The organism is Streptomyces sp. RLB3-17 (assembly GCF_007113425.2).
Lineage (GTDB): Bacteria > Actinomycetota > Actinomycetes > Streptomycetales > Streptomycetaceae > Streptomyces > Streptomyces mirabilis_D.
The window spans coordinates 3,168,188-3,193,090 of record NZ_CP041610.2 but is presented as its reverse complement, the minus strand read 5'-3'; the positions used below and the strand labels follow the sequence as shown (position 1 = coordinate 3,193,090).

Below are 24,903 nucleotides of genomic sequence, written 5' to 3'. Positions count from 1 at the left end.
GAGCGGAGAGCGGCGGAGAGGTCGCCCGGTCGTCCGGTTGACGGAGCGTTACGTGTCCGCCGGTCGCCTCGTTACGCACCACCGTGCGCGCTCCGGAGCGTCGACCGGCGTGTTCGGGGCGGGGCTGTTGAGTGGGTGACGGCGGGGAACATCCGTGCCCAGCGGTGTCGGGAGATTCGAACGAATTCCCGGAAACCCCACGTTGGAGTGAAGTCACGTCAGGTTGCTGACTGTTCACTCTCGGTGCGTAATTCTTGCCGGGTCCCAAGCTGTTCTCTCCTGGGGGTCCCACCCTTGAACGCCAACACCGACTTCCGCATGCCCGCACGCCGTTTCACCGCCACCGCGGCGGCCACCGTCCTCGCCGCCGGTCCGATGGTGCTGGCCGGTGCGGGTTCCGCGCACGCCACCTCCGACCACGGTCGCGCGAGCGCCGTCGTGCTGCGCACCGGGCTCGACGTGTCCCTGCTCAACAAGACCGTGAACGTCCCGCTCGCGGTCTCCCTCAACGAGGTGCGGGCGCCGCAGAGCGCCGAGCGGACCGCGCTGACAGCGAGGCTGGACGGGGTCGACGGTGGGCAGCCGTTCAGTGTGCTGCGGGCGGATGTCGCCTCCGCGAAGGCGACGGTCTCCGCGTCGGGGGCCGAGGCGTCCACGAACCTCACCCATGCGCGGATCCATGTTCCCGGGCTGCCGTTGCTGTCCCTCATCGAGATCGGGCAGGTGACCTCGAAGGCGACCTGTGAGGCGGGGCGCAAACCCGCGGCTTCCGCCACCCTCCTGGGCGGGGTGACCGTCCTCGGCAAGAAGGTGACGTTGACGGTGGGCGGTCCGACGGAGGTGAAGGTGCCGGGGGTCGGTGAGGTCCGGATCGACTTCTCCAAGACGCGGACCACGTCCCGTACGGCCGCCGCGTCCGCGCTCGAACTCCATGTCTCCGTCAACCCGTTGAAGCTGAACGTGGCGGATGTGGAAGGCACCCTGACCCTCGGGTCCGTCACCTGCGAGTCCCCGTCCGCGGCCCCTGCCTCTGCTCCCGCCTCAGTTTCTGCCCCCGACATCAAGCCCCAGGGGGCACCGGCGAAGTCGGGCCTCGCGGAGACCGGCGGCGCGTCGACGACTCCGTTCGTGGTGGGTGCGGCGGTCGTACTCCTGGCGGCGGGCGGGGCGGCCGTCGCCCTGGGACGCCGCCACCGCTCCTGACCCCGACCTGTTCTCGCCCCCGCCGCCCCTACCCGTCCCATCCCTGGGGGCTGCCGCCCCCAGACCCCCGCTTCGGCCTGAACGGCCTCGTCCTCAAACGCCGGACGGGCTGAAAGATGCGCGCCAGCGCTTCTGAGGGGCGCGGGGAACTGCGCGATCAGCCACCACCCACCCGCAGCCGAAGAATCCGCCCGGGGGTCTGGGGCGGAGCCCCCAGGGATGGGACGGGTAGGGGCGGCGGGGGCGAGAAAGGCCGTTGCCGCACGCCCGTCACCGCCCAGCCACCACCACCGCCCGATCCAACGCCTGGAGGAATCCATTGACGGTGGCCCGGTCTCGTACGGCCAGGCGGAGCCAGTCGTCCCCCAGCCCCGGAAACGTGTCCCCACGCCGCACCGCGAACCCCAGCCCCCGCAACTGACGCCGCACCACCACCGCCCGAGGCAGCCGAATCAGCACGAACGGACCCTCGGCGGGCTCGACGACCCACAACCCGTCGGGCTCGAACTCCCGGAGTCCCGCGACGAGATGGGACCGGTCGGAGGCGACCTTCCGGGCCGCGTGCGCGGCCTCGGCGAGCGCCCGGGGCGACACGCACGCCTCGGCCGCCGCGAGGGCCGGCGTGGAGACGGGCCAGAGCGGCTGCGCACGGGACAGTTCGCGGACCGTGTCGGGCGCGGCCAGCACGTACCCGATCCGCAACCCCGCCAGCCCCCACGTCTTCGTGAGGCTGCGCAGCACGACAAGCCCGGGGATGTCCGTCCGCCCGGCCAGCGCCTCCCGCTCACCCGGCACCGCGTCCATGAACGCCTCGTCGACCACCAACGTCCGCCCGGGCCGCGCGAGCGCGGCGATCGAGGCCGCCGGGTGCAGCACGGACGTCGGGTTGGTCGGGTTGCCGATCACGACGAGGTCCGCGTCCTCGGGTACGGCCGAGGGGTCCAGCCGAAAGCCGTCCGACGCACGCAACAGCACTCGGTCGACGGTGTGGCCGGCATCCCGCAGTGCCGCCTCCGGCTCGGTGAACTGCGGGTGAACCACGACCGGTTGACGGACTTTCAGAGCGCGCGCCAGAAGCACGAACGCCTCCGCCGCGCCCGCCGTCAGGAGCACCCGCTCCACCGGCACCCCGTGCCGCGCCGCCACCGCGGCCCGCGCGGCCCGCCCGTCCGGGTAGGCCGCGAGACCGTCCAGCGACGCGGCGACGTGCTCGCGCAACCACGCCGGAGGCGTGTCCGCACGGACGTTCACGGCGAGATCGGTGAGCGCCGAGCCGTCGTCCCGCACCTCGGCGTCCCCGTGGTGGCGCAGATCGTGCGCGTCGTCTCCGCGCGAGCCGGCGCCGTGCCCGTCGCCCCCGTACGCGCCCTCAGTGCGCATGCGCGTGCCCGCCGTGGTGGTGCCCGTGGTGATGTCCGTCGTCGTCCGGGTGGAAGTGCGGCTGCTGGGGGAGGCCCACCTTGTCCTCGAAGCCGGGCAGCGCGATCCGGTAGACGCAGGAGTCGCAGTTCATCCGCAGGTCGCCCTCGACGGCCTCCCGGTACCGCTCCATGACCAGGTCGAGCAGCTCCGGCTCGGGGCCGATGACCTCGGCCGACCGCACCTCGACGTCCGGGTGCGCGGCCGCCCAGCCCTCGGTCTGCTGCCGCACCCGGTCCGGGAGGATGCCGGTGAACAGGAAGTAGGGAAGGACCACGATCCGCCGCGCGCCCAGCTTCACACAGCGGTCCAGGCCCGAGGGGACGTCCGGCGCCGCCAGCGACACGAACGCCGTCTCGACGCCCGCGTACCCGCGTCCCTCCCACAGCAGCCGCGCCGCCTTGTGCACCTCGGCGTTGGCGTCCGGGTCGGTGGAGCCGCGCCCGACGAGCAGCACGGTGACGTCGGACCGGTCCTGCGGCGTACGGACCGTGCCGCCGAGCGCCTCGTCCAGCCGCCGTTCGAGCACCGCCAGCAGCGACGGGTGCGGGCCCAGCGGACGCCCGTAGGTGTACGAGATACCGGGGTGCCGCTCCTTCTCGCGGGCCAGCGCCGCCGGGATGTCGCCCTTGGCGTGCCCGGCGGACACCAGCATCAGCGGGACCGCGGCGAACCGGCGTACCCCCTGCTCGACCAGTTCGGTCACGGCGTCACCCAGCGGCGGCGGCGACAGTTCGATGAACCCTCCGGCGACGGGCAGTTCGGGGTGGCGGCGCCCCAACTGCCGTACGAAGTCGCGGAAGGCCTCGGCTCCGGCCGCGTCCCGGGTGCCGTGTCCGGCGATGAGCAGGGCGGGGGGCGGGGTGGTCACGAAAACTCCTTGGTTGCGGGGTGGTACAGCAGGGCGTTGAGCGCGGCGGCGGCGACCGCCGAGCCGCCCTTCTCGGACACGTTGCTGACGGCGGGCAGCCCGCTGTCGCGCAGCGCGGCCTTGGACTCGGCGGCGCCGACGAAGCCGACGGGCAGACCGATGACGAGCGCCGGGTCGGCGTCGAGGGTCAGCAGCTCCTCCAGGGCGGTCGGCGCACAGCCGATCACCCAGAGCGCGCCGGGCCCGACGTCCTCGTACGCGAGCCGGATCGCGTGGGCCGAACGGGTCAGCCCAGGGCCGGACTTGGCGTCCTTGAGGCGGCAGACGGTGTCGCGGCGCGTGATGCCCGCCGCGACCATCTCCACGTCCACCACGACCGGTGCCCCGGCGTGCAGCGCCGTGTGCGCCTTCGCCAGGGCGCCCTCGTCGGTGACGAGGTCGTCCGCGTAGTCGAGGTCGGCCGCGGAGTGGATGACCCGCTCCACGACCGCCCGCGTCAGCGGCGGGAAGTGCGAGGTGTCCAGGCGGGCACGCAGCCGCCGGAAGGACTCCTGCTCGATGGGGTGCACGACCCGGTTCTCCGGGAACACCTGGCTCACTCGGCTCACTTGGGCTCCTCCTGCCAGCGGTAGCCGCGCGGTGTCACCATGCGCCCGGCGATCTCACGCGTCGCCGTGTTGCCCACGGTCACGACGGTCATCATGTCGACGATCGCCGGATCCAGGGACCCCAGCGACGTCACCCGGCTCGACTCGTCCGGCCGGGAGGCGTTGCGGACGACCCCGACCGGCGTCGTCGGCTCCCGGTGCTCGGCGAGGATCGCGAGCGCCTTCGGGAGCTGCCAGTCGCGGCCCCGGCTGCGCGGGTTGTAGAAGGTCACGACGATGTCCGCCTCGGCGGCCGCCCGCACCCGGCGCTCGATGACCTCCCACGGTGTGTGCAGGTCGGAGAGGCTGATCGACACGTGGTCGTGGCCCAGCGGCGCGCCCAGGATCGCCCCGGCCGCGAGCGCGGCGGTCACGCCCGGTACCCCGACCACGTCGATGTCGTCGGACGCCTCGGCCAGCGCCGGTGACGCCATCGCGTACACGCCCGCGTCCCCGCTGCCGATCAGCGCGACGGCCTGCCCGCGCCGTGCCTCGGCGACCGCCGTGCGCGCCCGTTCCTCCTCGGCGCCGAGCCCGGACTCCAGGATCCGGGTGCCGGGGCGCAGCAGATCGCGGATCTGGTCGACGTACTGGTCGAGCCCGACGAGCACGGACGCCCGCCGCAGCTCCTCCTTCGCCCGCGGGGTGAGCAGGTCACGGGCGCCGGGCCCGAGCCCGACCACAGCGAGCCGCCCGCGCGCCACACGGCGCACGACGGCACAGGTGGCCATCGCGGGCCGCCCGTCCGCGCGCGTCGACTTCCGCTTGGGTACGAGGAGTTCACCACCGCGTACGAGCGCGGCGGCCTCCGCCACGGACGGGGTGCCGACGGCGGCGAGCGGCGCGCCCGAGGGGTTCGGCACGTCCACCGTCGCCAACTCCTCGGCGGTGTACGTCACCACGGGCACCCCGAGCCGTCCGGCGGCCTCGATGATGCCGGGCTCCTCGGCCTTGGCGTCGACGGTGGCCAGCTGAGCGACGGACCTCGGGGACAGTCCGGCGTCACGGAGTGCGTCCTCGACGAGCGCGAGGATCTCCGCCACCGGGGCGCCCTTGGACGCGCCGACCCCCACCACGAGGGAGGGCGGCCGCAGCAGCACCTCGCGCTCGCCGGGCGCCACGGCCCGGTCGGTGACACGAATGCCGTACGCGCCCTCCGTAGCGACCGGCAGGGGCGGCAACGGCCACGCCAAGTCGGCCCGCAGGGCGACGGGTTCGCCGTCCAGCAGGGCCCGGGTGACCGCGGCGACCTCGCCCTCCACGGGGAAGCCGAGCGTGTCGAGGCCCGGCACTGCGACCGCGTCCGTCGCGGTCGTCACCACCGGCTCGGCTCCGAGGAACTCGCCCACCTCGCGGGCGAGTTCATTGGCGCCGCCGCCGTGGCCGCCGACGAGCGACACGGCGAACCGGCCGCCCTCGTCCACGCACACGACCCCCGGGTCGGACGTCTTGTCGCCCAGCAGCGGCGCGATCAGCCGTACCACCGCGCCCGTGGCGAGGAAGCACACCAACTGGTCGCACTCCGCGAAGGCCCGCCGCACGGCGTCCCCGACGGACCCGTCGTACACCCGTGTACGGGTGGGCCAGGCCGCGGCCAGCCGGTCACGGGCCGCCGCGCCCGCCGCCGTGGCGGAAATCAGGCCGATCACTGGAGGACTCCTTCGGTACGCGCCGGAGGCCGGACGCCCCACAGCAGAAAAACGGGGTTGGTGGCCGCGAGCCGGGTGACGTTCCCCGGCAGCGGCGCGAGCCGGGAGGACTGCAGCAGTACGCCGTCGCAGTCGAGCCCGGCGGCGGTGAGCGCCTCCCGGGCCGCCGGCACCCGGTCGAGCGCGGCCATGGCGACGACGACGGCCCGCCGGGCCCGCCGCGCGCAGACGGTCACGATGGCGGGCAGCTCGCGGCCCCCGCCGCCGATGAAGACGGCGTCCGGATCGTCCAGGTCGGACAGCACGGTGGGCGCGGCCCCGTGCACCACGCGGACGTCGACGCCGTGCGCCTCGGCGTTGGCGAGGATCCGGTCGCAGCCGTCCCGTGTCTTCTCGATCGCGGTGACGGCGGCCCCGAACCGCGCGCACTCGACGGCGACGGACCCGGAGCCCGCGCCGACGTCCCAGACCAGTTCGCCGAGGCGCGGCCCGAGCCGGGCCAGTGCCAGCGCCCGCACCTCGAACTTGCTGATCATCGAGTCGCGGTGGCTGAACTCGCGCTCGTCCAGGGCCCACCGGTCGGGTCCCGCCGGGGGACCGGCGACCGTCCGCACGGGGGCGAGGGCCCGCGACTCGTCGAGGCACAGGACGACACTCACCGCCGTGCCCCAGTCGCGGCCCGCGGCCTGCGCCGGGGTGACGCGCTCGACACGCTCGTGTGCGGGGTCGCCGAGGGCGCTCGCCACGACGAGGACGCGCCCGGCGCCGCGGTGGGCGAGGGCGGCGCCCAGTTCGGCGGGCCCGGAGCCGGGGCCGGTCAGCACCGCCACCTTCGGGTGGGAGCGGCAGACCTGGACGGCCGTGCGCAGCGCGCGCCCGTGGGCGCTCACCACCACCGCGTCGTCCCAGGGCAGCCCGAGCCGCGCGAAGGCGGTCGCGACGGACGAGACACCGGGGCGCACGTCTAGCCGCTCGGTCCCGAACCGTTCGGCCAGCGCCCGGACGATCCCGAAGAACCCGGGGTCACCGGAGGCGAGCACGACGACGCGCCGCTCCTTTTCCAGGCATCCCTCGATCGCGTCGAGGGCGGGCGCGAGCGGCCCGAGGACGATCCGCTCCACCGCGTCGGGCAGCCGCGCGGCCGCAAGGTGGCGTCGGGCGCCCACGACGAGCCCGGCGCCGGCCAGCGCGTCCGAGGCGTCCGTGGAAAGCGGTGCCCCCGTCCCCGTACCGAAGACGGTGATCACGACGGACTGCCCTTGCGGGCCGCGCGCAGCTCCGCGCGCGCCTGCGGATCGGCCCTGCGGAAGCCGTGGAAGTGACCGGGGTGGTAGAGGTGCGAGCGGGTCCCGGTCGCGTCGAGGGCGGGGCCGACCAGGAAGAGCGTGTGCTTCCAGAGCTTGTGCTCCTTGACGGTCTCCTCCAGCGTCTCGATCGTGCACTTCACGATCAGCTCCTCCGGCCAGGTCGCCTGGTAGGCGACCACGACCGGCGTGGACGTCGGATAGCCGCCCTCCAGCAGCTCCCGCACGAGCTGTCCGCTGCGGGCGGCCGACAGGAACAGCGCCATGGTCGTGCCGTGCCGCGCGAACTCCCGCACCTCCTCGCCGGGCGGCATGGGCGTCTTGCCGCCGCCGAGCCGGGTGAGGATCACGGACTGCGCGACCTCGGGGATCGTCAGCTCGCGCTGGGCGAGCGCGGCCACGGCGGAGAAGGAGGAGACGCCGGGAATGATCTCGGTCTCGACGCCGATGTCCGCACACCGGTCCAGCTGCTCCTGCGTACCGCCCCACAGGGCCGGGTCGCCGGAGTGGATGCGGGCCACCTTCAGCCCCTCGGCCGCCGCCCGCTCGTACACGGCCACGACGTCCTCGAGGGACATCGTCGCCGAGTCGAGGATCTCCGCCCCCTCGCGCGCGTGCTCGAGGACCTCGGCCTGCACCAGGCTGGCCGCCCAGATCACGATGTCGGCCTCGGCGATGGCGCGCGCGGCGCGGAAGGTCAGCAGATCGGCGGCGCCGGGCCCTGCCCCGACGATGGTCACCTTGCCGGTGGGGGCATCGGCCATGGGAATCGGTCCTCTCCTACGGATGAATCGGGTGCTGCGAGAAGTCGGTGGGCGGGTCAGTGGGCGCGAGGTCGTCGCCGGACGTGCGCGAACGGGGTGCGATCGGATACGAAGGGCTCATGGCGGTCTTCGTCGCGCTCGGCGCGTTCCTGATGACGCTGGCCGGAGGCTGGACGGCACAGCGGGTCACCGACCGCCGCCACCTGGTGCTGGGCCTGGCGGGCGGCCTGATGCTCGGCGTGGTCGGCCTGGATCTGCTCCCGGAGGCGCTGAGGGCGGCGGGCGAGGAGGTGTTCGGCGTACCGGCGGCCCTGCTGCTGTTCGTCGCCGGGTTCCTGTTGGCCCATTTGGTGGAACGGCTGCTGGCCGCCCGGCAGGTCGCGCACGGCGCCGAGGAGCACGACGGACGCGCGCCCGAGGTGGGCCTGACGGCCGCCGCGGCGATGGTCGGGCACAGCGCCATGGACGGTGTCGCGATCGGCGCCGCCTTCCAGGTCGGCGGCGGCATGGGCCTCGCGGTCGCGCTCGCGGTGATCGCCCACGACTTCGCGGACGGCTTCAACACGTACACGATCACGAGCCTGTACGGGAACGCGCGCCGCAAGGCGATCACGATGCTGTTCGCGGACGCGGTGGCCCCGGTGATCGGCGCCGCCTCGACCCTGTTCTTCACCATCCCGGAGCAGGTGCTCGGCGGCTATCTCGGCCTCTTCGGCGGCGTACTGCTGTACCTGGCCGCCGCCGAGATCCTCCCCGAGGCGCACCACGAGCACCCGGCCCGCTCGACCCTGCTGTGCACGATCGCGGGCGCGGGGTTCATCTGGCTGGTGGTGGGTCTCGCCGGAAGCGGGTGATCTTCCGGGGCTCACAGTTTCCCGCCGCGTTTGCCGTCCCGCCGGGCGGGCGCGATGAGGGTGGAGAGGTACGGCAGCGGTTCGCCGTCGAGGTCGGCGGCGGGCCGGATGGACTCGCCCTCCAGCCCGAGCGCGGACCCCCACACGGCGTCGTCGAGCCGACCCGTGACCCGCAGCGCCTCCGCGACCTCGTGCGCCTGCCGCCCGAACTTGTACGCGACGACGGTCCCGGGCCCGTTGAGGGCGTCCTTGAGCACGGCGGCCCCGGCGGTCACCGGAACGAGGGTGAGTGGCTCGGTCCCTTCCGTGAGCACGGCCCCGGACCGCGCCGCCAGATCCTGCATGGCGGTGATACCGGGCACGGTCTCGACGACCGTGCCCGGCACCAGCTCCCCGATGGTCTGCGCCAGGTAGGTGAAGGTCGAGTACACGTTCGGATCGCCGATGGTCGCGAAGGCGACGGACGCGTGCCGCCGGAGCAGCTCCGCGACCCGCGTGCCCGCGGCGTCCCAGGCGGCCTCGCGCCGCCCCCGGTCGGTCCGCTCGTTGAGCGCGAACACGACGCGGACGACCTTCTCCTCGGGCACGTAGTGCAGGACGGTGGCCTCCGCCCGCCCCGGCTCTCCGCCGTCCTTTCCATCGGGCGCGGCCATCACCGGTACGACCACGACCTCGGCGGCACGCAGCGCGTTGACGCCCTTGACGGTCACCAGCTCCGGGTCACCGGGACCGACCCCGATTCCGATCAGCTTGCTGCTCATGACGTCCGGCACCTCTCCACGAACCGACGGGCGACACCGGGCCGTGACGCCCAGTGCGTGTGCAGATAACTCGCGTGCACACCTTGTTGTACGAAACCTTCGACGCGCCGCTCAGGGGCGCGCACCCCCCAGGCGGGAGCCGCCCCGGCGCCCGGCTCGACGACGGTCCGGTGGAACTCGTGCCCCCGCATCCGCGTCCCGGCGACGGCGAGCGTGCTGTCACTCACGGCCACGGCGTCCCGGTAGCCCAGGGTGAGCCGCTCACTCATCCGGGCCGAGACGTCGAGCACGCCGCACATGGGCTGCCCGTCGATGTCGCGCGAGAGATACAGCAGCCCGGCGCACTCGGCGGCGACGGGCGCCCCGCCGAACGCCAGCTCGGCCACGGCCTTGCGCAACGGCTCGTTGGCGGACAGCTCGGGCGCGTACACCTCGGGAAACCCTCCACCGATGACCAACCCGCGGGTACCGTCCGGCAGTTGTTCGTCCCGCAGAGGGTCGAAGGTGACGACTTCGGCTCCCGCGGCGGTCAGCAACTCGGCATGCTCGGCGTAGGAGAAGGTGAAGGCGGCTCCTCCGGCGACAGCGATTCGGGGCGCCGCACGCAGCCCGGACCCGCGATCTTTCAGCCCGTCCGGCGTTTGAGGACGAGGCCGTTCAGGCCGATGGCGGGGGTCTGGGGGCGCAGCCCCCAGGGTGGGGAAGGGAAGGGGCGGCGGGGGCGAAGAAACGACAGCCGCAGCCGCGTCCCAAGCCGCACCCGACAACTCACCCGCACCACGCGCCAACGCGTACAGCGCGTCCAGATCACACCCGCGTCGCACCTGCTCGGCCATCGCCCCCACGGCGTCCACGGCATCCGAGCGCCGCTCGGCGACAGGAACGAGCCCCAGATGCCGAGCGGGCGTGTCCACCTGCGCGGCCCGCCGCAGGCACCCCAGCACCGGCACCCCGGACTCGTCCAGGGCCTCCCGCAGCATCTCCTCATGCCGCGACGACCCCACCTTGTTGAGAATCACCCCGGAAACCCGCACCTCGGGATCCCAGGAAGCGAACCCGTGCACCAGCGCGGCCACGGACCGGGACTGCGACGACGCGTCGACGACCAGCACCACCGGCGCCCGCAGCAACTTCGCCACCTGCGCCGTGGACGCGAGCTCACCCTCCCCGGCGGCCCCGTCGTACAGCCCCATCACACCTTCGACGACCGCGAGATCGCATCCGCGCGCCCCGTGCGCGAACAACGGCGCGATCAACTCCGTACCGCACAGATACGCGTCGAGATTCCGCCCCACGCGCCCGGTGGCGAGCGCGTGGTACTCGGGGTCGATGTAGTCGGGCCCCACCTTGTGCGGGGACACGGCGAGCCCCCGTGAGGCGAAGGCCGCCATCAACCCCGTGGCAACGGTGGTCTTGCCGCTCCCGGACGAGGGCGCGGCGATGACCAGCCGAGGGACGGAAATCACCACTCGATGCCCCTCTGGCCCTTCTGTCCGGCGTCCATCGGATGCTTCACCTTGGACATGTCCGTCACGAGATCCGCGAACTCGACGAGCTTCTCGGGAGCGTTGCGCCCGGTGATCACGACATGCTGCGTCCCGGGCCGGTCCCGCAGCACGGCGACGACCTCGTCGACGTCCACCCATCCCCAGTGCATCGGGTAGGCGAACTCGTCCAGCACGTACAGCTTGTACGTCTCGGCGGCGAGGTCCCGCTTGACCTGCTCCCAGCCCTCGCGGGCCTTCTCCTCGTTGTCCATCTGGGAGTCGCGCTGCACCCACGACCACCCTTCGCCCATCTTGTGCCAGTCGACGGACCCGCCCTCGCCGGAGGCGCCGAGCACGCGCAGCGCGTTCTCCTCCCCGACCTTCCACTTCGCCGACTTGACGAACTGGAACACCCCGATGGGCCACCCCTGGTTCCAGGCGCGCAGCGCCAGCCCGAAGGCGGCGGTGGACTTGCCCTTCCCGATCCCCGTGTGCACCACGACCAGCGGCCGGTTGCGGCGCTGACGCGTCGTCAGTCCGTCCTCGGGTACGACACTCGGCTGCCCCTGTGGCATTACGCGGCCCTCCTCGAAGTCCCCTGCACATCGCGCACGAGCCCGGCGATCGCGTCGGCCCGCAACTCGTCCAACGTCACCGCCGTGCCGCCCAGTTCACCCGCGAGCCGCCCCGCGAGTCCGAGCCGCACGGGCCCCGCCTCGCAGTCGACGACCACGGAGGCGACCTGGTCGGCCGCGAACAGCCGCGCCGCCCGTTCGGCGAGCGCGACGGGCTCAGGGCCACCGGTGGCCCGCCCGTCGGTCACCACGACGACCAACGGCCGCCGGGCGGCGTCCCGCAGCCGTTCGACCCGCAGCACGTCGTGCGCGCGCAGCAGTCCGGCCGCGAGCGGCGTCCGCCCGCCCGTGGGCAGCGACTCGAGGCGGGCGGCGGCCGCGTCCACGGACGAGGTGGGCGGCAACGCCACGTCGGCCGAGGACCCCCGGAAGGTCACGAGCCCCACCTTGTCGCGCCGCTGGTACGCGTCGAGCAGCAGCGACAGCACCGCGCCCTTGACGGCACTCATCCGCTGCCGCGCCGCCATCGACCCGGAGGCGTCCACCACGAACAGCACGAGGTTGCCCTCACGTCCCTCCCGGGTGGCCTGGCGCAGATCGTCCCGCCGTACGACGAGGCCGCGCCCCGACCGCCCCCGCGCCCGCTGATGGGGCGCCGCCGCCTGCACGGTCGCCGCCAGGTGCAGCTTGGTGAGCGCCCCTCGGGGCCGCCGCGACCCGGTGGTCCGCCCGTGCTCGGTCCGCGCCCGCGAACGCCGCCCGGCCGCGCCCTCGCCGAGCCCCGGCACGCTCAGCACCTTCGTGCGAAAGGGTTCGGCGGCCCGTACGGGGGACTGCTCACCGGCGCCCTGTGCGGCCGGCGCCCGCCCGTCGTCCGAGGGCTCGCCCTGCGCCGGGACGTCACCGGCGGGGGAGTCTCCGTCCGGCCCGTCCTGAGGCGGCTGCCCACCGCCGCCGGGCCCGTCCGGATCCGGGTCCCCGTCCGGATCGTCGTCGGAGGAACCCTCCTCGGAAGAGCCCTCGTCCGATCCCCCGAACTCCTCCAGCGTCTCGTCGAGCTTGTCCTCGTCGAGCCCCGGCGCGTCGAAGGGGTTGCGGCGCCGCCGGTGCGGCAGCGCGAGCAGCGCGGCCTGACGTACGTCCTCCGCCAGCACCTCGGTCCGTCCCGCCCACGCGGCGAGCGCGGTCGCGGTCCGTGCCATGACGATGTCGGCCCGCATGCCGTCCACCTCGAAGGCCGCGCAGGTCGCCGCGATCTGCCGCAGCGCCGGGTCCCCGAGCCGCACGGACGGCAACAGCTGCCGCGCCGCCACGATCCGGGCCCGTACGGCGGACTCCTCGTCGGCCCAGCGCGCCGCGAAGCCCGTCGGGTCGTCGTCGTAGGCGAGCCTGCGCCGCACGACCTCGACCCGCTGATCGGGCTCCCGGGAGGCGGCCACCTCGACGGTCAGCCCGAACCGGTCGAGCAACTGCGGTCGCAGCTCGCCCTCTTCGGGGTTCATGGTCCCGACGAGCAGGAAGCGTGCCGCGTGCCGTACGGAGACACCCTCGCGCTCGACGTACGAGGCGCCCATGGCGGCGGCGTCCAGCAGCAGGTCGACCAGGTGGTCGTGGAGGAGGTTGACCTCGTCGACGTACAGGATCCCGCGGTGGGCGTCGGCCAGCAGCCCCGGCTCGAAGGCCTTCACGCCCTCCGCGAGCGCCCGCTCGATGTCGAGCGCGCCCACGAGCCGGTCCTCGGAGGCACCGACGGGCAGTTCGACCATGCGGGCCGGCCGGGTCTCGAAGGCGCCCGGCTCGTGCGGACCGTCGGGACAGGCCGGGTCGGGCCCGGCCGGATCGCACGAGAACCGGCACCCGGCGACGACGTCCACCCCCGGCATGAGCGCCGACAGGGCGCGTACGGCCGTGGACTTGGCCGTGCCCTTCTCGCCGCGGACGAGCACACCGCCCACGGCGGGCGACACGGCGTTCAGCAGCAGCGCGAGCCGCAGGTCGTCCTGGCCGACCACGGCCGTGAACGGGAACGGGGTACTCACTGGTCGTCGCCCTCCAAGTCGCCTTCGAGCTCCAGATAGGTGGCACGCAGCCGCTCCAGCGTGTCCGCGTCCGGCTCGGCCCACAGCCCCCGGTCGGCGGCCTCGAGGAGCCGTTCGGTGATGCCGCGCAGCGCCCACGGGTTGGACTTCTTCATGAAGTCCCGGTTCTCCGCGTCGAAGACGTACTCCGCGCTGAGCTTCTCGTACATCCAGTCGTCCACGACCCCGGCCGTGGCGTCGTACCCGAAGAGGTAGTCGACGGTCGCCGCCATCTCGAAGGCGCCCTTGTAGCCGTGCCGTCGCATGGCGGCCATCCAGCGCGGGTTGACGACCCGGGCGCGGAAGACGCGATGGGTCTCCTCGCCCAGCGTGCGGGTCTTCACCTGGTCCGGTACGGCCGAGTCGCCGACGTACGCCTCCGGGCTCGCGCCCGTCAGGTGCCGCACCATCGCGACCATGCCGCCGTGGTACTGGAAGTAGTCGTCGGCGTCGACGAGGTCGTGCTCGCGGGTGTCGACGTTCTTCGCGGCGACGGCGATGCGCCGGAACGCGATCTCCATGTCCCCGCGCGCCGCCCGCCCGTCCAGCCCGCGCCCGTACGCGTAGCCGCCCCACACCGCGTACACCTCGGCGAGGTCGGCGTCGGAGCGCCAGTTGCGGGCGTCGATCAGGGGGAGGAGACCGGCGCCGTACGCGCCCGGCTTGGAGCCGAAGATGCGGGAGGTGGCGCGGCGCCGGTCGCCGTGCTCGGCGGTGTCCTCGTCGGCGTGCGCGCGGACGTAGTTGCGGTCGGCGGGCTCGTCCAGCTCGGCCACCGCGCGCACCGCGTCGTCGATCAGGCCCACGACGTGCGGGAACGCGTCCCGGAAGAAGCCGGAGATGCGGACCGTGACGTCGATGCGCGGCCGGCCCAGCTCCTCCAGGCCCACCACGTCGAAACCGGTCACGCGGCGCGAGGCGTCGTCCCAGACCGGGCGGCAGCCGAGCAGCGCGAGGATCTCGGCGATGTCGTCGCCCTGGGTGCGCATCGCGGACGTGCCCCAGACCGTCAGACCGACGGACTTGGGGTACTCGCCCGTGTCCTGCAGGTACCGCTGCACCAGGGAGTCGGCGAGCGACTGCCCGACCTCCCAACTCAGCCTGGACGGGATCGCCTTGGGGTCGACGGAGTAGAAGTTGCGACCGGTCGGCAGGACGTTCACCAGCCCGCGGGTCGGTGAGCCCGACGGGCCCGCGGGGACGTAACCGCCGTCCAGGGCGCGCAGGATGTGGGTGATCTCGTCCGTCGTCCGGGCCAGGCGCGGCACGACCTCACGACAGGCGAACTCCAGCACCGCGACGGCGTCGGGGAGTTCGACGCCCAGCACCTCCCGTACGAGGGCGGTGCTCTCGGACGTCACCCAGCCGCGCTCCTCCATGCCCTCCGCCATCCGGCGGCACAACTGCTCCAGCAGGTCGATCGCGTCCGCCCCGGTCCGTGCCGGTCCCTCGACGAGGTCCGTCAGCTCGACCGGCACCTTCACCGGCGCGCCCGGCTCGGCGAGCAGCTCCTTCTCGACCAGGCCGAAGTACTCGGCGAGGCAGGCCCGCAGCCCCGGCAGCGCGTTCGCGGTGCCGCCCCACACCTGGGAGGCGCGCAGCACGGCCAGCACGAGGTTGACGCGCGGCTCGGCCTCCGGGCCGCCGCCGAGGATGTGCAGACCGTCGCGGATCTGCACGTCCTTGATCTCGCACAGATAGCCGTCGATGTGCATGACGAACTCGTCGAACGCCGCGTCGTCCGGCTGGTCCTCCACATGCAGGTCGTGGTGGAGTTCGGCCGCCTTGACCAGCGTCCAGATCTGCGCGCGGACCGCCGGGGCCTTCGTCGGGTCCAGGTCGGACACCAGCGCGTACTCGTCGAGGAGCTGCTCCAGCTTGGCCAGGTCGCCGTAGGTGTCGGCGCGGGCCATCGGCGGCACGAGGTGGTCGACGACCGTGGCGTGGCCGCGCCGCTTGGCCTGGGTGCCCTCGCCGGGGTCGTTGACGATGAAGGGGTAGATGAGCGGGAGTTCACCGAGGACGGCGTCCGGCGCGCAGCCACCGCTGAGCCCGAGGCCCTTGCCCGGCAGCCACTCCATCGTGCCGTGCTTGCCCATGTGCACGACGGCGTCCGCGCCGAAGCCCCCCTCCGAGGTCGCGGCCTCCAGCCACCGGTAGGCCGCCATGTAGTGGTGCGACGGCGGCATGTCCGGGTCGTGGTAGATCGCGATCGGGTTCTCGCCGAAGCCGCGCGGCGGCTGGATCATCACGACGACGTTCCCGAACTGCAGGGACGCGAGCACGATGTCGTCGCCGTCGACGTAGAGGGAGCCGGGCGGCTCGCCCCACGCGTCCAGCATGCCTCGCTTGAGATCCGGGTCCAGTTTGTCGAACCAGGCCCGGTAGTCGGCCAGCGGCACCCGCGCGGGCGCGGCGGCCAGCTGCTCCTCCGTGAGCCACTCGACGTCGTGGCCGCCGGCGTTGATGAGCCGGTGGATCAACTCGTCGCCGTTGTCGGGGTGTCCCTCGACGACGTACCCGGCGTCCCGCAGTGCGTCGAGCACCCGTACCGCCGAGGCGGGCGTGTCGAGGCCGACCGCGTTGCCGACGCGGGAGTGCTTGGTCGGATAGGCGGTGAAGACGAGCGCGAGCTTCTTGTCCGCGTTCGGCTTGTGCTTCAGCCGGGCGTGCCGTACGGCGATTCCGGCGACGCGGGCGGCCCGCTCGGGGTCGGCGACGTAGACCGGCACCTCGTCGGGCCCCTGCTCCTTGAAGGAGAAGGGGACGGTGATCAGACGGCCGTCGAACTCGGGGATCGCGACCTGCATCGCCGCGTCCATGGGGGAGAGGGCGGCGTCCGACGCGTCCCAGGCACTCCTGGACGAGGTCAGACAGAGCCCTTGCAGCACGGGGACGTTCAGGTCGGCGAGCGCGCCGATGTCCCAGGCCTCCTCGTCGCCGCCCGCGGACGCCTCCGAGGCGTGCGTGCCGCCCGCCGCGAGCACGGTGGCGACCAGCGTGTCCGCCGTGCCGAGGATCTCGTACAGGCCCGCGTCCGCGCCGCGCAGCGAACCGCAGTACACGGCCAGCGCGTTGGAGCCGCGCGCCTCGATCGCGTCGCACAGCGTGTCCACGAACGCGGTGTTGCCGGACAGCTGGTGGGCCCGGTAGAAGAGCACGCCGACGGTCGGCCGGCCCTCGACGAAGGCGCGCTCGCCGTGGACGCCGTACTCCGGCATCTTCCGCGGCTCCTCGAAGCCCTCACCCGTCAGCAGCACGGTGTCGGAGAGGAACCGGGCCAGTTCGGTGAGGTTGTCCGGGCCGCCCTCGACCAGATAGCGCAGCGCCTCGGCGACGACACCGGCGGGCACCGACGACTCCGCCATCAGTTCGGCGTCGGGTACGGACTCCCCGCCGAGCAGCACGGTGGGGATGCCCGAGGCCTTCAGCTTCCGCAGGCCCTCCTCCCAGGCACGCTTGCCGCCCAGGAGTCGTACGACGGCGATGTCCGCGCCCTCGACGAGGGACGGCAGTTCGCCCTCGACCTCCACCCGGGTGGGGTTGCCGATCCGGTACGGGGCGCCGGAGGCACGCGCCGCCAGCAGATCGGTGTCGGCGGTCGACAACAACAACACTGTGCTCATGCGGGCGCTCCCGGTGGAATGAAAGGCAATCCTTGCGGCGCGCCCGACTCGATGAGCCGCCACAGCGCGTCCGTGTCCGCGTGTTCCTCGATCAGATCGCCGAGCCGGTCGAGCTGCTCCTCGCGCAGCGCCGCGAACGACGTGTCGGCGGCCGGCACGAAACGACGGCCCGCGGCGGCCGCCACCTCGCGCAGGAAGGCGCGCCGGAAGCCGTCCGACTCCAGCGAGCCGTGCCAGTGCGTGCCCCAGACGGCACCGACCCGGCAGCCGTCCAAGAACGGTTCACCGCCCGTCACATCGGCGACGCCGTGGTGGATCTCGTAGCCCTCGACGTGCTCGCCGAGCGCCTCCCCGACGGGCCGGGTCAGGGTCTTCTCGCGTGCGAACCGCACGCGGACCGGCAGGAGTCCGAGCCCGTCGACATGACCGGCGCGCGACTCGACCTCGTCCTCGATGTGCTCGCCCAGGACCTGGAAACCGCCGCAGATGCCCAGCACGGGCCGCCCCTCGGCGGCTCTGCGCAGGATGGCGTCCGCGAGTCCGCGCTCGCGCAGCCACTCCAGCGCCTTCACCGTCCCCCGGGTCCCGGGGACGACGACGAGGTCGGCGTCGGCCAGCTCCTCGGCCCGGTCCACGAACCGCACGACGACACCCGGCTCGGCGGCCAGCGCGTCCACGTCCGTGAAGTTGGACATCAGCGGGATCGCGCAGACGGCGACGCGCAGTACGTCCTCACCGACGGGGGAGGTCACTCGGGACTCCCGGACCGCTCCCCGCAGCGACACCCGCAGCCCGTCCTCCTCGTCGATGCCGAGGCCGTGCCGGAACGGCAGGACGCCGTACGTACGCCGCCCGGTGAGGCCGTGGAGCATGTCGAGCCCCGGCTCCAGCAGGGAGACGTCCCCCCTGAACTTGTTGACGAGGAACCCGGCGACGAACTCCTGGTCCTCCCGCGACAGCAGCGTGACCGTCCCGAAGAACGAGGCGAACACACCCCCGCGGTCGATGTCGCCGACGACGAGCACGGGCAGCCGCGCATTGCGCGCGATCCCCATGTTCACGATGTCGGTCCGCCGCAGATTGATCTCGGCAGGACTGCCGGCCCCCTCACAGATCACCGCGTCATACGTGCCCCGCAACTCGGCGAGACAGTCCAGCACGGTGGTGAGGAGGGCTTCCTGCCGCCCCCCGTGGTAGCCGCGCGCGGTCATCTCGCCCACGGGCTTTCCCATGAGGACGACCTGACTGCTCCGGTCGCTGCCCGGCTTGAGCAGCACGGGGTTCATGAGCGCGGTCGGCTCCACCCGGGCGGCCTGCGCCTGCATGGCCTGCGCGCGCCCGATCTCGGCGCCCTCACGCGTCACGAACGAGTTCAGGGACATGTTCTGCGCCTTGAAGGGCGCGACCTTGACGCCCTGGCGCACCAGCCACCGGCAGATCCCGGCGGTCACGACGCTCTTGCCCGCGTCGGAGGTGGTTCCGGCGACGAGCAGCCCGCCGCTCATGACGTACGCCCCTTCCTGAGAAGCCTCTGTACGAGCAGCCGTCCGCCGGCGCTCACGCCGAGGGCGAGCCAGCCGACACGCCGTGACAGCCGTACGGCCCGCTCGATGTCGTCGACGTGCACGGCGCGTCCGGCGCCGTTGAGTTCGGGCCGGTGCTCGACGCGCCCGCCGTAGGAGAGGGTGCCGCCCAGGCGCACCCCGAGCGCCCCCGCGAACGAGGCCTCCACGGGCCCGGCGTTGGGGCTCGGATGCTTGACGGCGTCGGCGCGCCAGGCGCGCAGGGCCCCTCGGGGACTGTCACCCGCGAGGGCGGCGAGCACGGCGGTGAGACGAGCCCCCGGCCACCCGGCGACGTCGTCGAGCCGAGCCGAGGCCCACCCGTACCGCCGGTACCTGGGCGACCGGTGACCGACCATGGCGTCAAGGGTGTTGACGGCCCGAAAGCCCACGAGCCCCGGGACGCCGGCCACGGCACCCCACACCAGGGCGCCCACCACGGCGTCGGAGGTGTTCTCGGCGACGGACTCGACGACGGCGCGCGCGATGCCGTCGGCGCCGAGGGCCTGGGGATCGCGCCCGCACAGATGCGGCAGCCGCTCCCGGGCCGTCTCGATCTCCCCGTCCGCGAGGGCGGCACCGATCGCCCGGGCCTCCCGCCCGAGCGTGGTGCCCCCGACAACGGCCCAGGTGGCGGCGGCCGTCAGCGCGAGGGACGCGGCATGTGAGGGGCGTACGGCACGGGAAGCGGCGGCGGCGAGTCCGGCGGCACCGCCCACACACACAGCGGTGTGCAGCGCGCCCCACCCGCGGTGGTCCCGCCACAGCACCCGCTCCACGGCTGCCGCGCTCCGTCCGAACGCGGCGACCGGATGCCCCCGGCGGGGATCACCGAGCAGCAGGTCACCGAGGAGTCCGGCGGCGGCGCCGTACGCGAAGACGCGATCGGCACGCACGGGGTCAGCCGACCGTCAGGTCGGGTGGAACCATCGCTCGCAGGGCACTTGGGCAGCCGCGCATGGCGTTATGTCCTCACTCAGGGTGTCCGCGCCCTGGTTCGACGAGACCGGCGGGGAGAGTTCCTGGCTCCCGGGGAGTTTCCTTCCCCGGTCACAGTGGCGGGACCGCGCCGGATTCACACCGGCTTCCTCTTCTGTCGCCGTACTTGGCTCCGGCAGTCCACCACGGGTTGGAAGACCCGTCAACTTGCTGTTGACCTGCGCGGGGAGAGTGTGCGAAGGCCCACATACAGGTGGGGTGCGGGACGGTGATCCGTCCCGCACCCCACTCGAAGTGGTGCCCGTTTTGGGTTACTTGCCGACGATCAGGAAGATGCCGTACGCCACCGCCGCGGCGCACGCCGCGAAGCAGACGTACGCGCCGGTGACCGCGAGGGTCGCGGAGCCGCCCTGGGCGGACGCGGACTCGCGCTTGGAGAGGCCGACGATGCCGAGGGTGAAGAGGCCGACGAGGCCGACGGTGGTCACGAGGCTGACTCCGAACACGGAGCCGAGGGCTGCCCAGTCGATGTGCATGCTGTTCTGTCCTTACACCGTGGCCGGGCGGGTGGGCTCCGCGTCCGGGGACGGGATGGTGGTCTTCAGGTCGCCGGACAGGTCGCCGGTGACGGGGCCCGCGGGCGGCGGGGTGACGGCGGCGATCGCGGCGGTGACGACGCCCGCGGGTTCGGCGTCGACGTCGTTGACGTTGTCGACGGTGACCGGCTGGCGGCGGGAGAGCTTCCAGATGGTGCCGGCGCCGGCGACGAGCAGCGCGCCGGTGAGGACGATGCCCCAGGTGCCCTGCTTGGTCAGGAACTCGGCGGAGGCACCGGCCAGACCGGCGGCCGGCAGGGTCAGGCCCCAGGCGACGAACATCCGCGTGGCGGTCGACCAGCGGACCACGCCGCCCTTGCGGCCGAGGCCCGAGCCCATCACGGCGCCGGAGCAGACCTGGGTGGTGGAGAGGGAGAAGCCGATGTGCGAGGAGGCCAGGATGGCCGTCGCGGCGCTGGTCTGGGCGGCGAAGCCCTGCGGCGGCGCGAGGTCCGTGAGGCCCTTGCCCAAGGTGCGGATGATGCGCCAGCCGCCCAGGTAGGTGCCGAGCGCGATGGCCGTACCGGCCGAGACGATGACCCACAGCGGGGGGTTCGAGCCCGGGGCGATGACGCCGCCGGTGACCAGGGCGAGGGTGATGATGCCCATCGTCTTCTGGGCGTCGTTCGTGCCGTGCGCCAGGGAGACCAGGCCGGCGGAGGCGATCTGGCCGGCGCGATAGCCCTTGGCGGTCGCCTTCTCGTCGGCGCGGTTGCCGATCCGGTACGTCAGCCGGGTGGCCAGCATCGCGGCGAGTCCGGCCACGACGGGCGCGGCGACCGCGGGGATCAGCACCTTGGTGACGACGGTCGAGCCGTTCACCGACGACCAGCCGGCCGACATGACCGCGGCGCCGATCAGACCGCCGAACAGTGCGTGGGAGGAACTGGAGGGCAGACCCAGAAGCCAGGTCAGCAGATTCCAGAGGATGGCGCCGACGAGCGCCGCGAAGATCACTTGGACGCGTATGCCCTCTTCGTTGATGATCCCGCCGGAGATCGTCTTGGCGACCTCCACGGAGAGGAACGCGCCGACGAGGTTCAGCACGGCGGACATGGCCACCGCCGTCTTGGGCTTCAGAGCGCCGGTCGAGATGGTGGTCGCCATCGCGTTGGCAGTGTCGTGGAAACCGTTCGTGAAATCGAACACGAGAGCGGTGACGATCACGATTCCGAGGAGGAGCGTGATGTGTTCCATTTACCCAGGCTTCTGTTTGGCGTCAGTGGCAGGTGGACCGTAGGCAACCTGAGTGAACGGAAGATGAACTGGGGCGGGCGCTGGGGTGTCTCAAACGGTGGACCGCCCCTCCGCTTGTGATGACCAGTGTGCGGGAGGGGCGGCCCGACGGTTTACCAGATGTTCGAACGGAGGCGGAATACCGGGTTCCGGCAGGGGTTGTTCGAGGGCTCCTAGCCCGCGGCGAACTGCTTGAGCCGGGTCATGGATCCGTTGAAGAGATTCTGGTCACCCGGGAGCGTGCCGCTGTTGTCGTACTGCCAGAACGTCCAGGTCGACCAGCCGGCCGGCAACGCGCCCGTGTCCGCCGAGTCGTAGCGGGCGAGCCAGAGGGCGTGGTTCGCGGCGAAGGCGCCGCTGCCGCCGGTGCAGGTGTTCCACCAGTGGGTGGTCGTGTAGATGACGGGGCGGCGGCCGGTCTCCCGTTCGAGTTCGTCGCTGAACGCCTGGATCCAGCTCACGATCCTGGCCTTGCTCATGCCGTAGCACTTTTGCTTCTTGTCGTACGGGTTGTACTCCATGTCGAGCGCGGGCGGCAGCGTCCAGCCGTCCGCGCGCCAGGTGCCGCCGTTGCGCACGAAGTACGCGGCCTGGGTGGCGCCGGACGACTTGTCCGGCACCGCGAAGTGGTAGGCGCCGCGCAGGATCCCCGCGTCGCGCGCTCCGTCGTACTGCCGGCCGAAGTACGGATTGCGGTACGTGTGGGACTCGGTCGCCTTCACATAGACGAACCGGGCGCCCTTCGCCCGCGCGCTCTGCCAGTCGACGTTCTTCTGGTGCGAGGAGACGTCGTGGCCCTTGGGTTTGGCCGCCGCGGCGACCGGGGTCCCGGCGAGGGCGGTCCCCGCGGCGGTGAGCGCCGCCATGGCGGCCGCCGCCGCGAGGACGCGGGCACGGCGAAGGAGTGGTTTGTGGTCACGGGCCATATTTCCCCCCGGAATGGCGACGTGCGTGACAAATCCCCCAGAGGCTATTGGAAGATCGTTGAGAGCCCGTCGGTCGCCAGCCAATCACCCCCGGAGGGCGATATGCGCCGCTATGTCCCCTTACGGACGCTTGTCTTCCGCCCTAAAGTGCCCTCACCGACCGTGGGTTGACGTCCCTGCCTGGCAGGATCGCCCCATGGCTGAGCAGCGGCGGGACGCACGGGAAGTGCGGGACGTGGGGGAGAGTGCGCCGGGCGCGCGCGAGCGGGAGATGGCGGCCGCGTGGGGCGAGCTCGTCGCGACGGCCCGCCGGACGGTGGCCGACGGGCTTGTCGTCGGTACGTCGGGCAACGTCTCCGTCCGGGTCGGCGACACGGTCCTGGTCACACCGACGGGAGTGCCCTACGACCGGCTGAGGCCCGAAGACGCCGTCGGTGTGGACCTCGAGGGCCGGCAGGTCCTCGGTTCGCTCGTTCCGACGAGCGAACTGCCGATGCACCTCGCGATCCACCGCGCCACCGACGCGCGGGCCGTCGTCCACACCCACGCCGCGCACGCGACGGCCGTCTCGACCCTCGTCCCCGAACTCCCCCTGATCCACTACATGGCGGGCGCCCTCGGCGGACCGGTCCGAGTTGCCCCCTATGCGACCTACGGCACCCCGGAGTTGGCCGAGAACATGCTCCAGGCCCTCACCGGCCGCACGGCCTGCCTCCTCCAGAACCACGGCACCATCGCCTACGGAGCCTCGCTGTCCCAGGCGTTCGACCGCACCGCCCAACTGGAATGGATGTCCCGCGTCTGGCTCCTGGCGTCGTCCGTGCCCGGCCTGTCCCCGACGCTGCTCTCGCCGGAACAGGTGGGCGAGGCGGGGGAGCGGCTGGGCCGCTACGGGCAGGGCGGCGGGGCCGCGCCCCGCTGATCCGACGCGGCGTACCGACCTGGCGGTGCGGTGGCACCGCACGCGGGGGTGCGGTGGCACCGGACCTGGCGGTGCGGTGGCACCGGACCCGGCGGTGCGGGTTGTACCGACCCGGCGGTGCGGGTTGTACCGACCCGGCGGTTCCGGTGCGCGCGCAGCGCCGGAGGACGAGCCCGCGCACCCCAAGGCGGGAGTCCACCGCCCGCTCCGGCTGGCCGACCGGGGGCCGCGCCGGGAGACTGAACCCGTGCGTACTGTCAAAGCGACGGCCGCGGCCGTCTCCGTAGCCCTGGCCGCGGGCGCAGCCTCCGTGGCGGCGGGCCGGTTCGCCAGCGACGCCGCGCTGAAGGCGCCGCCCGGCAGGCCGCTGCCCACCGAGCCCCGGCTCACCGTGCACTCCACGGCCGCGGGCCGGATCACGCTCACCCGCGACCTGGCCTCCCTGCGCCCGGGACGGTACGGCCTCACGGGCGACGGCTCCCACGCGGTCGTCGGTCCCGTCCTGGACGACGCCCACCACAGCGCCGACACGGTCGTACGCCGCCTCGAACGCGTCACCCACGGCACCCTGGAACCCGGCGACAAGGCATGGCTCACGCCGAACCTGCACATCGGCAACCCCAGCAGCGCCCTCGGTCTCGACCACGCCGACGTGGACGTCCCCGGCGAGCTCGGCCCGCTGCCCGCCTGGTTCGTGCCCGGCACCCGTGACACCTGGGTGATCACGGCGCACGGGCTCGGCACCACCCGCGAGCACCCCATGAACGTGATGGAGTTCCTGCACCGCAACCAGCTGCCCGTGCTCGACCTCGCCTACCGCGGCGACCTCGGCGCGCCCCGCTCCCCGGACGGCCTCAGCCACCTCGGCGAGACCGAGTGGCGCGACCTGGACGCCGCCGTGCGCTACGCCGTGCGCTACGGCGCCGACCAGGTCGTCCTCTACGGCTGGTCCATCGGCGCCACCATGGCCCTGCGCACCGCCGCGCACTCCGCCCTGCGCGAGCGGATCTCCGGGCTGATCCTGGACTCGCCCGTCCTCGACTGGGGAGCCACGCTGCGCGCCCTCGCCTCGGCCCGCCACACGCCCAGCGCCCTGCTGCCCCTCGCGGTCCGTGCCGCGCAGGGCCGCACCGGTCTGCACGGCGACCGCATCCAGGAGGCCGCCGACCCCGGCCAGCTCAAGGTTCCGACCCTGATCGTGCACGGCCCGGACGACACCATCGCCCCCTGGGGCCCCTCGCGCCGCCTCGCCGAGCGCCGCCCGGACCTGGTCACCCTGCACACGGTCCCGAACGCCTCCCACGGCGCCATGTGGAACGCCGCCCCGAACTACGAAGAGGCCCTACGCCGCTTCCTCACCCCTCTGATGTAGCCACCCCCCGGAGGCTTCCGGTTGGGCCCCGGTCAACTCGTGCAAGGCCGCGCTCACACGTGTCGAGCCCTCTCGGAGCCCTGTCCATTGGCCACCCCTGTCGCCTGCTGTG

General features: G+C 73.0%; 20 protein-coding genes and 1 riboswitch. Of the genes, 4 read left to right on the top strand and 16 right to left on the bottom strand.

The features are described from left to right. Window positions 1–294: 294 nt before the first annotated feature. Window positions 295–1,203: an SCO1860 family LAETG-anchored protein gene (locus tag FNV62_RS14890; protein ID WP_144315289.1), complete on the top strand. Its 909-nt coding sequence runs from the start codon at window positions 295–297 to the stop codon at window positions 1,201–1,203. Window positions 1,204–1,473: 270 nt separating this feature from the next. Here the strand turns inward: FNV62_RS14890 and cobC are convergent, their stop codons facing one another. Genes cobC through cobM form a run of 6 tightly spaced genes read right to left on the bottom strand, consistent with a single transcriptional unit; the run spans window position 1,474 to window position 7,857 of the window. Then, complete coding sequence (cobC, locus tag FNV62_RS14885) at window positions 1,474–2,583, bottom strand: Rv2231c family pyridoxal phosphate-dependent protein CobC (protein WP_144315288.1); 1,110 nt, start codon at window positions 2,581–2,583, stop codon at window positions 1,474–1,476. Beyond that, the gene (locus FNV62_RS14880; RefSeq protein ID WP_097284141.1) at window positions 2,573–3,493 is read right to left on the bottom strand and encodes a sirohydrochlorin chelatase; all 921 of its coding nucleotides are present in this window, start codon (window positions 3,491–3,493) and stop codon (window positions 2,573–2,575) included. The genes cobC and FNV62_RS14880 overlap by 11 nt, the downstream gene beginning before the upstream one ends. Continuing rightward, window positions 3,490–4,092 (bottom strand): precorrin-8X methylmutase, encoded by a 603-nt coding sequence (locus FNV62_RS14875; protein ID WP_186003209.1) that lies wholly within the window; start codon window positions 4,090–4,092, stop codon window positions 3,490–3,492. Before FNV62_RS14875 ends, FNV62_RS14880 begins: the two co-directional genes overlap by 4 nt. A 5-nt stretch (window positions 4,093–4,097) precedes the next feature. After that, on the bottom strand, window positions 4,098–5,789 hold the full coding sequence (cobJ, locus tag FNV62_RS14870) for a precorrin-3B C(17)-methyltransferase (protein WP_144315287.1): 1,692 nt from the start codon (window positions 5,787–5,789) through the stop codon (window positions 4,098–4,100). Then, window positions 5,786–7,036: a precorrin-6y C5,15-methyltransferase (decarboxylating) subunit CbiE gene (cbiE, locus tag FNV62_RS14865; protein ID WP_097284139.1), complete on the bottom strand. Its 1,251-nt coding sequence runs from the start codon at window positions 7,034–7,036 to the stop codon at window positions 5,786–5,788. Before cbiE ends, cobJ begins: the two co-directional genes overlap by 4 nt. Beyond that, window positions 7,033–7,857, bottom strand: coding sequence for a precorrin-4 C(11)-methyltransferase (cobM, locus tag FNV62_RS14860; protein ID WP_143607719.1), 825 nt, complete (start codon window positions 7,855–7,857; stop codon window positions 7,033–7,035). Before cobM ends, cbiE begins: the two co-directional genes overlap by 4 nt. A 119-nt stretch (window positions 7,858–7,976) precedes the next feature. Between cobM and FNV62_RS14855 the strand changes: the two genes are divergently transcribed. After that, a complete protein-coding gene (locus tag FNV62_RS14855) occupies window positions 7,977–8,711 on the top strand; it encodes a ZIP family metal transporter (protein ID WP_097288874.1) in 735 nt (244 codons plus the stop codon). An 11-nt stretch (window positions 8,712–8,722) separates the two neighbouring features. Here the strand turns inward: FNV62_RS14855 and cobI are convergent, their stop codons facing one another. The 10 genes from cobI to FNV62_RS14805 all read right to left on the bottom strand — a co-directional run bounded on the left by cobI (window position 8,723) and on the right by FNV62_RS14805 (window position 22,497). After that, a complete protein-coding gene (gene cobI / locus FNV62_RS14850) occupies window positions 8,723–9,472 on the bottom strand; it encodes a precorrin-2 C(20)-methyltransferase (protein ID WP_060902202.1) in 750 nt (249 codons plus the stop codon). After that, the gene (locus tag FNV62_RS14845) at window positions 9,469–10,941 is read right to left on the bottom strand and encodes a cobyrinate a,c-diamide synthase (protein WP_144315286.1); all 1,473 of its coding nucleotides are present in this window, start codon (window positions 10,939–10,941) and stop codon (window positions 9,469–9,471) included. Before FNV62_RS14845 ends, cobI begins: the two co-directional genes overlap by 4 nt. Continuing rightward, window positions 10,935–11,534, bottom strand: coding sequence for a cob(I)yrinic acid a,c-diamide adenosyltransferase (gene cobO / locus FNV62_RS14840; RefSeq protein ID WP_054232271.1), 600 nt, complete (start codon window positions 11,532–11,534; stop codon window positions 10,935–10,937). The genes FNV62_RS14845 and cobO overlap by 7 nt, the downstream gene beginning before the upstream one ends. Next, a complete protein-coding gene (locus FNV62_RS14835) occupies window positions 11,534–13,573 on the bottom strand; it encodes a putative cobaltochelatase (protein WP_143607715.1) in 2,040 nt (679 codons plus the stop codon). Before FNV62_RS14835 ends, cobO begins: the two co-directional genes overlap by 1 nt. Continuing rightward, complete coding sequence (cobN, locus tag FNV62_RS14830; protein ID WP_144315285.1) at window positions 13,570–17,238, bottom strand: cobaltochelatase subunit CobN; 3,669 nt, start codon at window positions 17,236–17,238, stop codon at window positions 13,570–13,572. The genes FNV62_RS14835 and cobN overlap by 4 nt, the downstream gene beginning before the upstream one ends. After that, on the bottom strand, window positions 17,235–18,743 hold the full coding sequence (locus FNV62_RS14825; RefSeq protein WP_144315284.1) for a cobyric acid synthase: 1,509 nt from the start codon (window positions 18,741–18,743) through the stop codon (window positions 17,235–17,237). Before FNV62_RS14825 ends, cobN begins: the two co-directional genes overlap by 4 nt. Then, a complete protein-coding gene (locus FNV62_RS14820) occupies window positions 18,740–19,696 on the bottom strand; it encodes a cobalamin biosynthesis protein (RefSeq protein ID WP_143612960.1) in 957 nt (318 codons plus the stop codon). Before FNV62_RS14820 ends, FNV62_RS14825 begins: the two co-directional genes overlap by 4 nt. Before the next feature lie 99 nt (window positions 19,697–19,795). Continuing rightward, window positions 19,796–19,939, bottom strand: a riboswitch (cobalamin riboswitch). 111 nt (window positions 19,940–20,050) lie between these two features. After that, window positions 20,051–20,275 (bottom strand): hypothetical protein, encoded by a 225-nt coding sequence (locus FNV62_RS14815; RefSeq protein ID WP_054232266.1) that lies wholly within the window; start codon window positions 20,273–20,275, stop codon window positions 20,051–20,053. Between the two features lie 12 nt (window positions 20,276–20,287). Continuing rightward, window positions 20,288–21,532: an inorganic phosphate transporter gene (locus FNV62_RS14810; RefSeq protein WP_054232265.1), complete on the bottom strand. Its 1,245-nt coding sequence runs from the start codon at window positions 21,530–21,532 to the stop codon at window positions 20,288–20,290. Between the two features lie 212 nt (window positions 21,533–21,744). Beyond that, window positions 21,745–22,497 carry a lysozyme gene (locus FNV62_RS14805; protein ID WP_097284132.1) on the bottom strand — a complete coding sequence of 251 codons (753 nt, stop codon included), beginning with the start codon at window positions 22,495–22,497 and terminating at the stop codon, window positions 21,745–21,747. 196 nt (window positions 22,498–22,693) lie between these two features. Between FNV62_RS14805 and FNV62_RS14800 the strand changes: the two genes are divergently transcribed. Both FNV62_RS14800 and FNV62_RS14795 read left to right on the top strand, forming a co-directional pair. Next, on the top strand, window positions 22,694–23,419 hold the full coding sequence (locus tag FNV62_RS14800; protein ID WP_097284131.1) for a class II aldolase/adducin family protein: 726 nt from the start codon (window positions 22,694–22,696) through the stop codon (window positions 23,417–23,419). Between the two features lie 247 nt (window positions 23,420–23,666). Continuing rightward, complete coding sequence (locus FNV62_RS14795) at window positions 23,667–24,791, top strand: alpha/beta hydrolase family protein (protein ID WP_097284130.1); 1,125 nt, start codon at window positions 23,667–23,669, stop codon at window positions 24,789–24,791. Window positions 24,792–24,903: the final 112 nt, after the last annotated feature.

Coding starts and splice junctions, on each gene's coding strand:
- FNV62_RS14810 (WP_054232265.1), bottom strand. CDS start 21,532: ATGGAACACATCACGCTCCTCCTCGGAATCGTGATCGTCACCGCTCTC.
- cobM (WP_143607719.1), bottom strand. CDS start 7,857: ATGGCCGATGCCCCCACCGGCAAGGTGACCATCGTCGGGGCAGGGCCC.
- FNV62_RS14805 (WP_097284132.1), bottom strand. CDS start 22,497: ATGGCCCGTGACCACAAACCACTCCTTCGCCGTGCCCGCGTCCTCGCG.
- FNV62_RS14855 (WP_097288874.1), top strand. CDS start 7,977: ATGGCGGTCTTCGTCGCGCTCGGCGCGTTCCTGATGACGCTGGCCGGA.
- FNV62_RS14800 (WP_097284131.1), top strand. CDS start 22,694: ATGGCTGAGCAGCGGCGGGACGCACGGGAAGTGCGGGACGTGGGGGAG.
- FNV62_RS14825 (WP_144315284.1), bottom strand. CDS start 18,743: ATGAGCGGCGGGCTGCTCGTCGCCGGAACCACCTCCGACGCGGGCAAG.
- cobI (WP_060902202.1), bottom strand. CDS start 9,472: ATGAGCAGCAAGCTGATCGGAATCGGGGTCGGTCCCGGTGACCCGGAG.
- cobO (WP_054232271.1), bottom strand. CDS start 11,534: ATGCCACAGGGGCAGCCGAGTGTCGTACCCGAGGACGGACTGACGACG.
- cobN (WP_144315285.1), bottom strand. CDS start 17,238: ATGAGCACAGTGTTGTTGTTGTCGACCGCCGACACCGATCTGCTGGCG.
- cobC (WP_144315288.1), bottom strand. CDS start 2,583: ATGCGCACTGAGGGCGCGTACGGGGGCGACGGGCACGGCGCCGGCTCG.
- FNV62_RS14815 (WP_054232266.1), bottom strand. CDS start 20,275: ATGCACATCGACTGGGCAGCCCTCGGCTCCGTGTTCGGAGTCAGCCTC.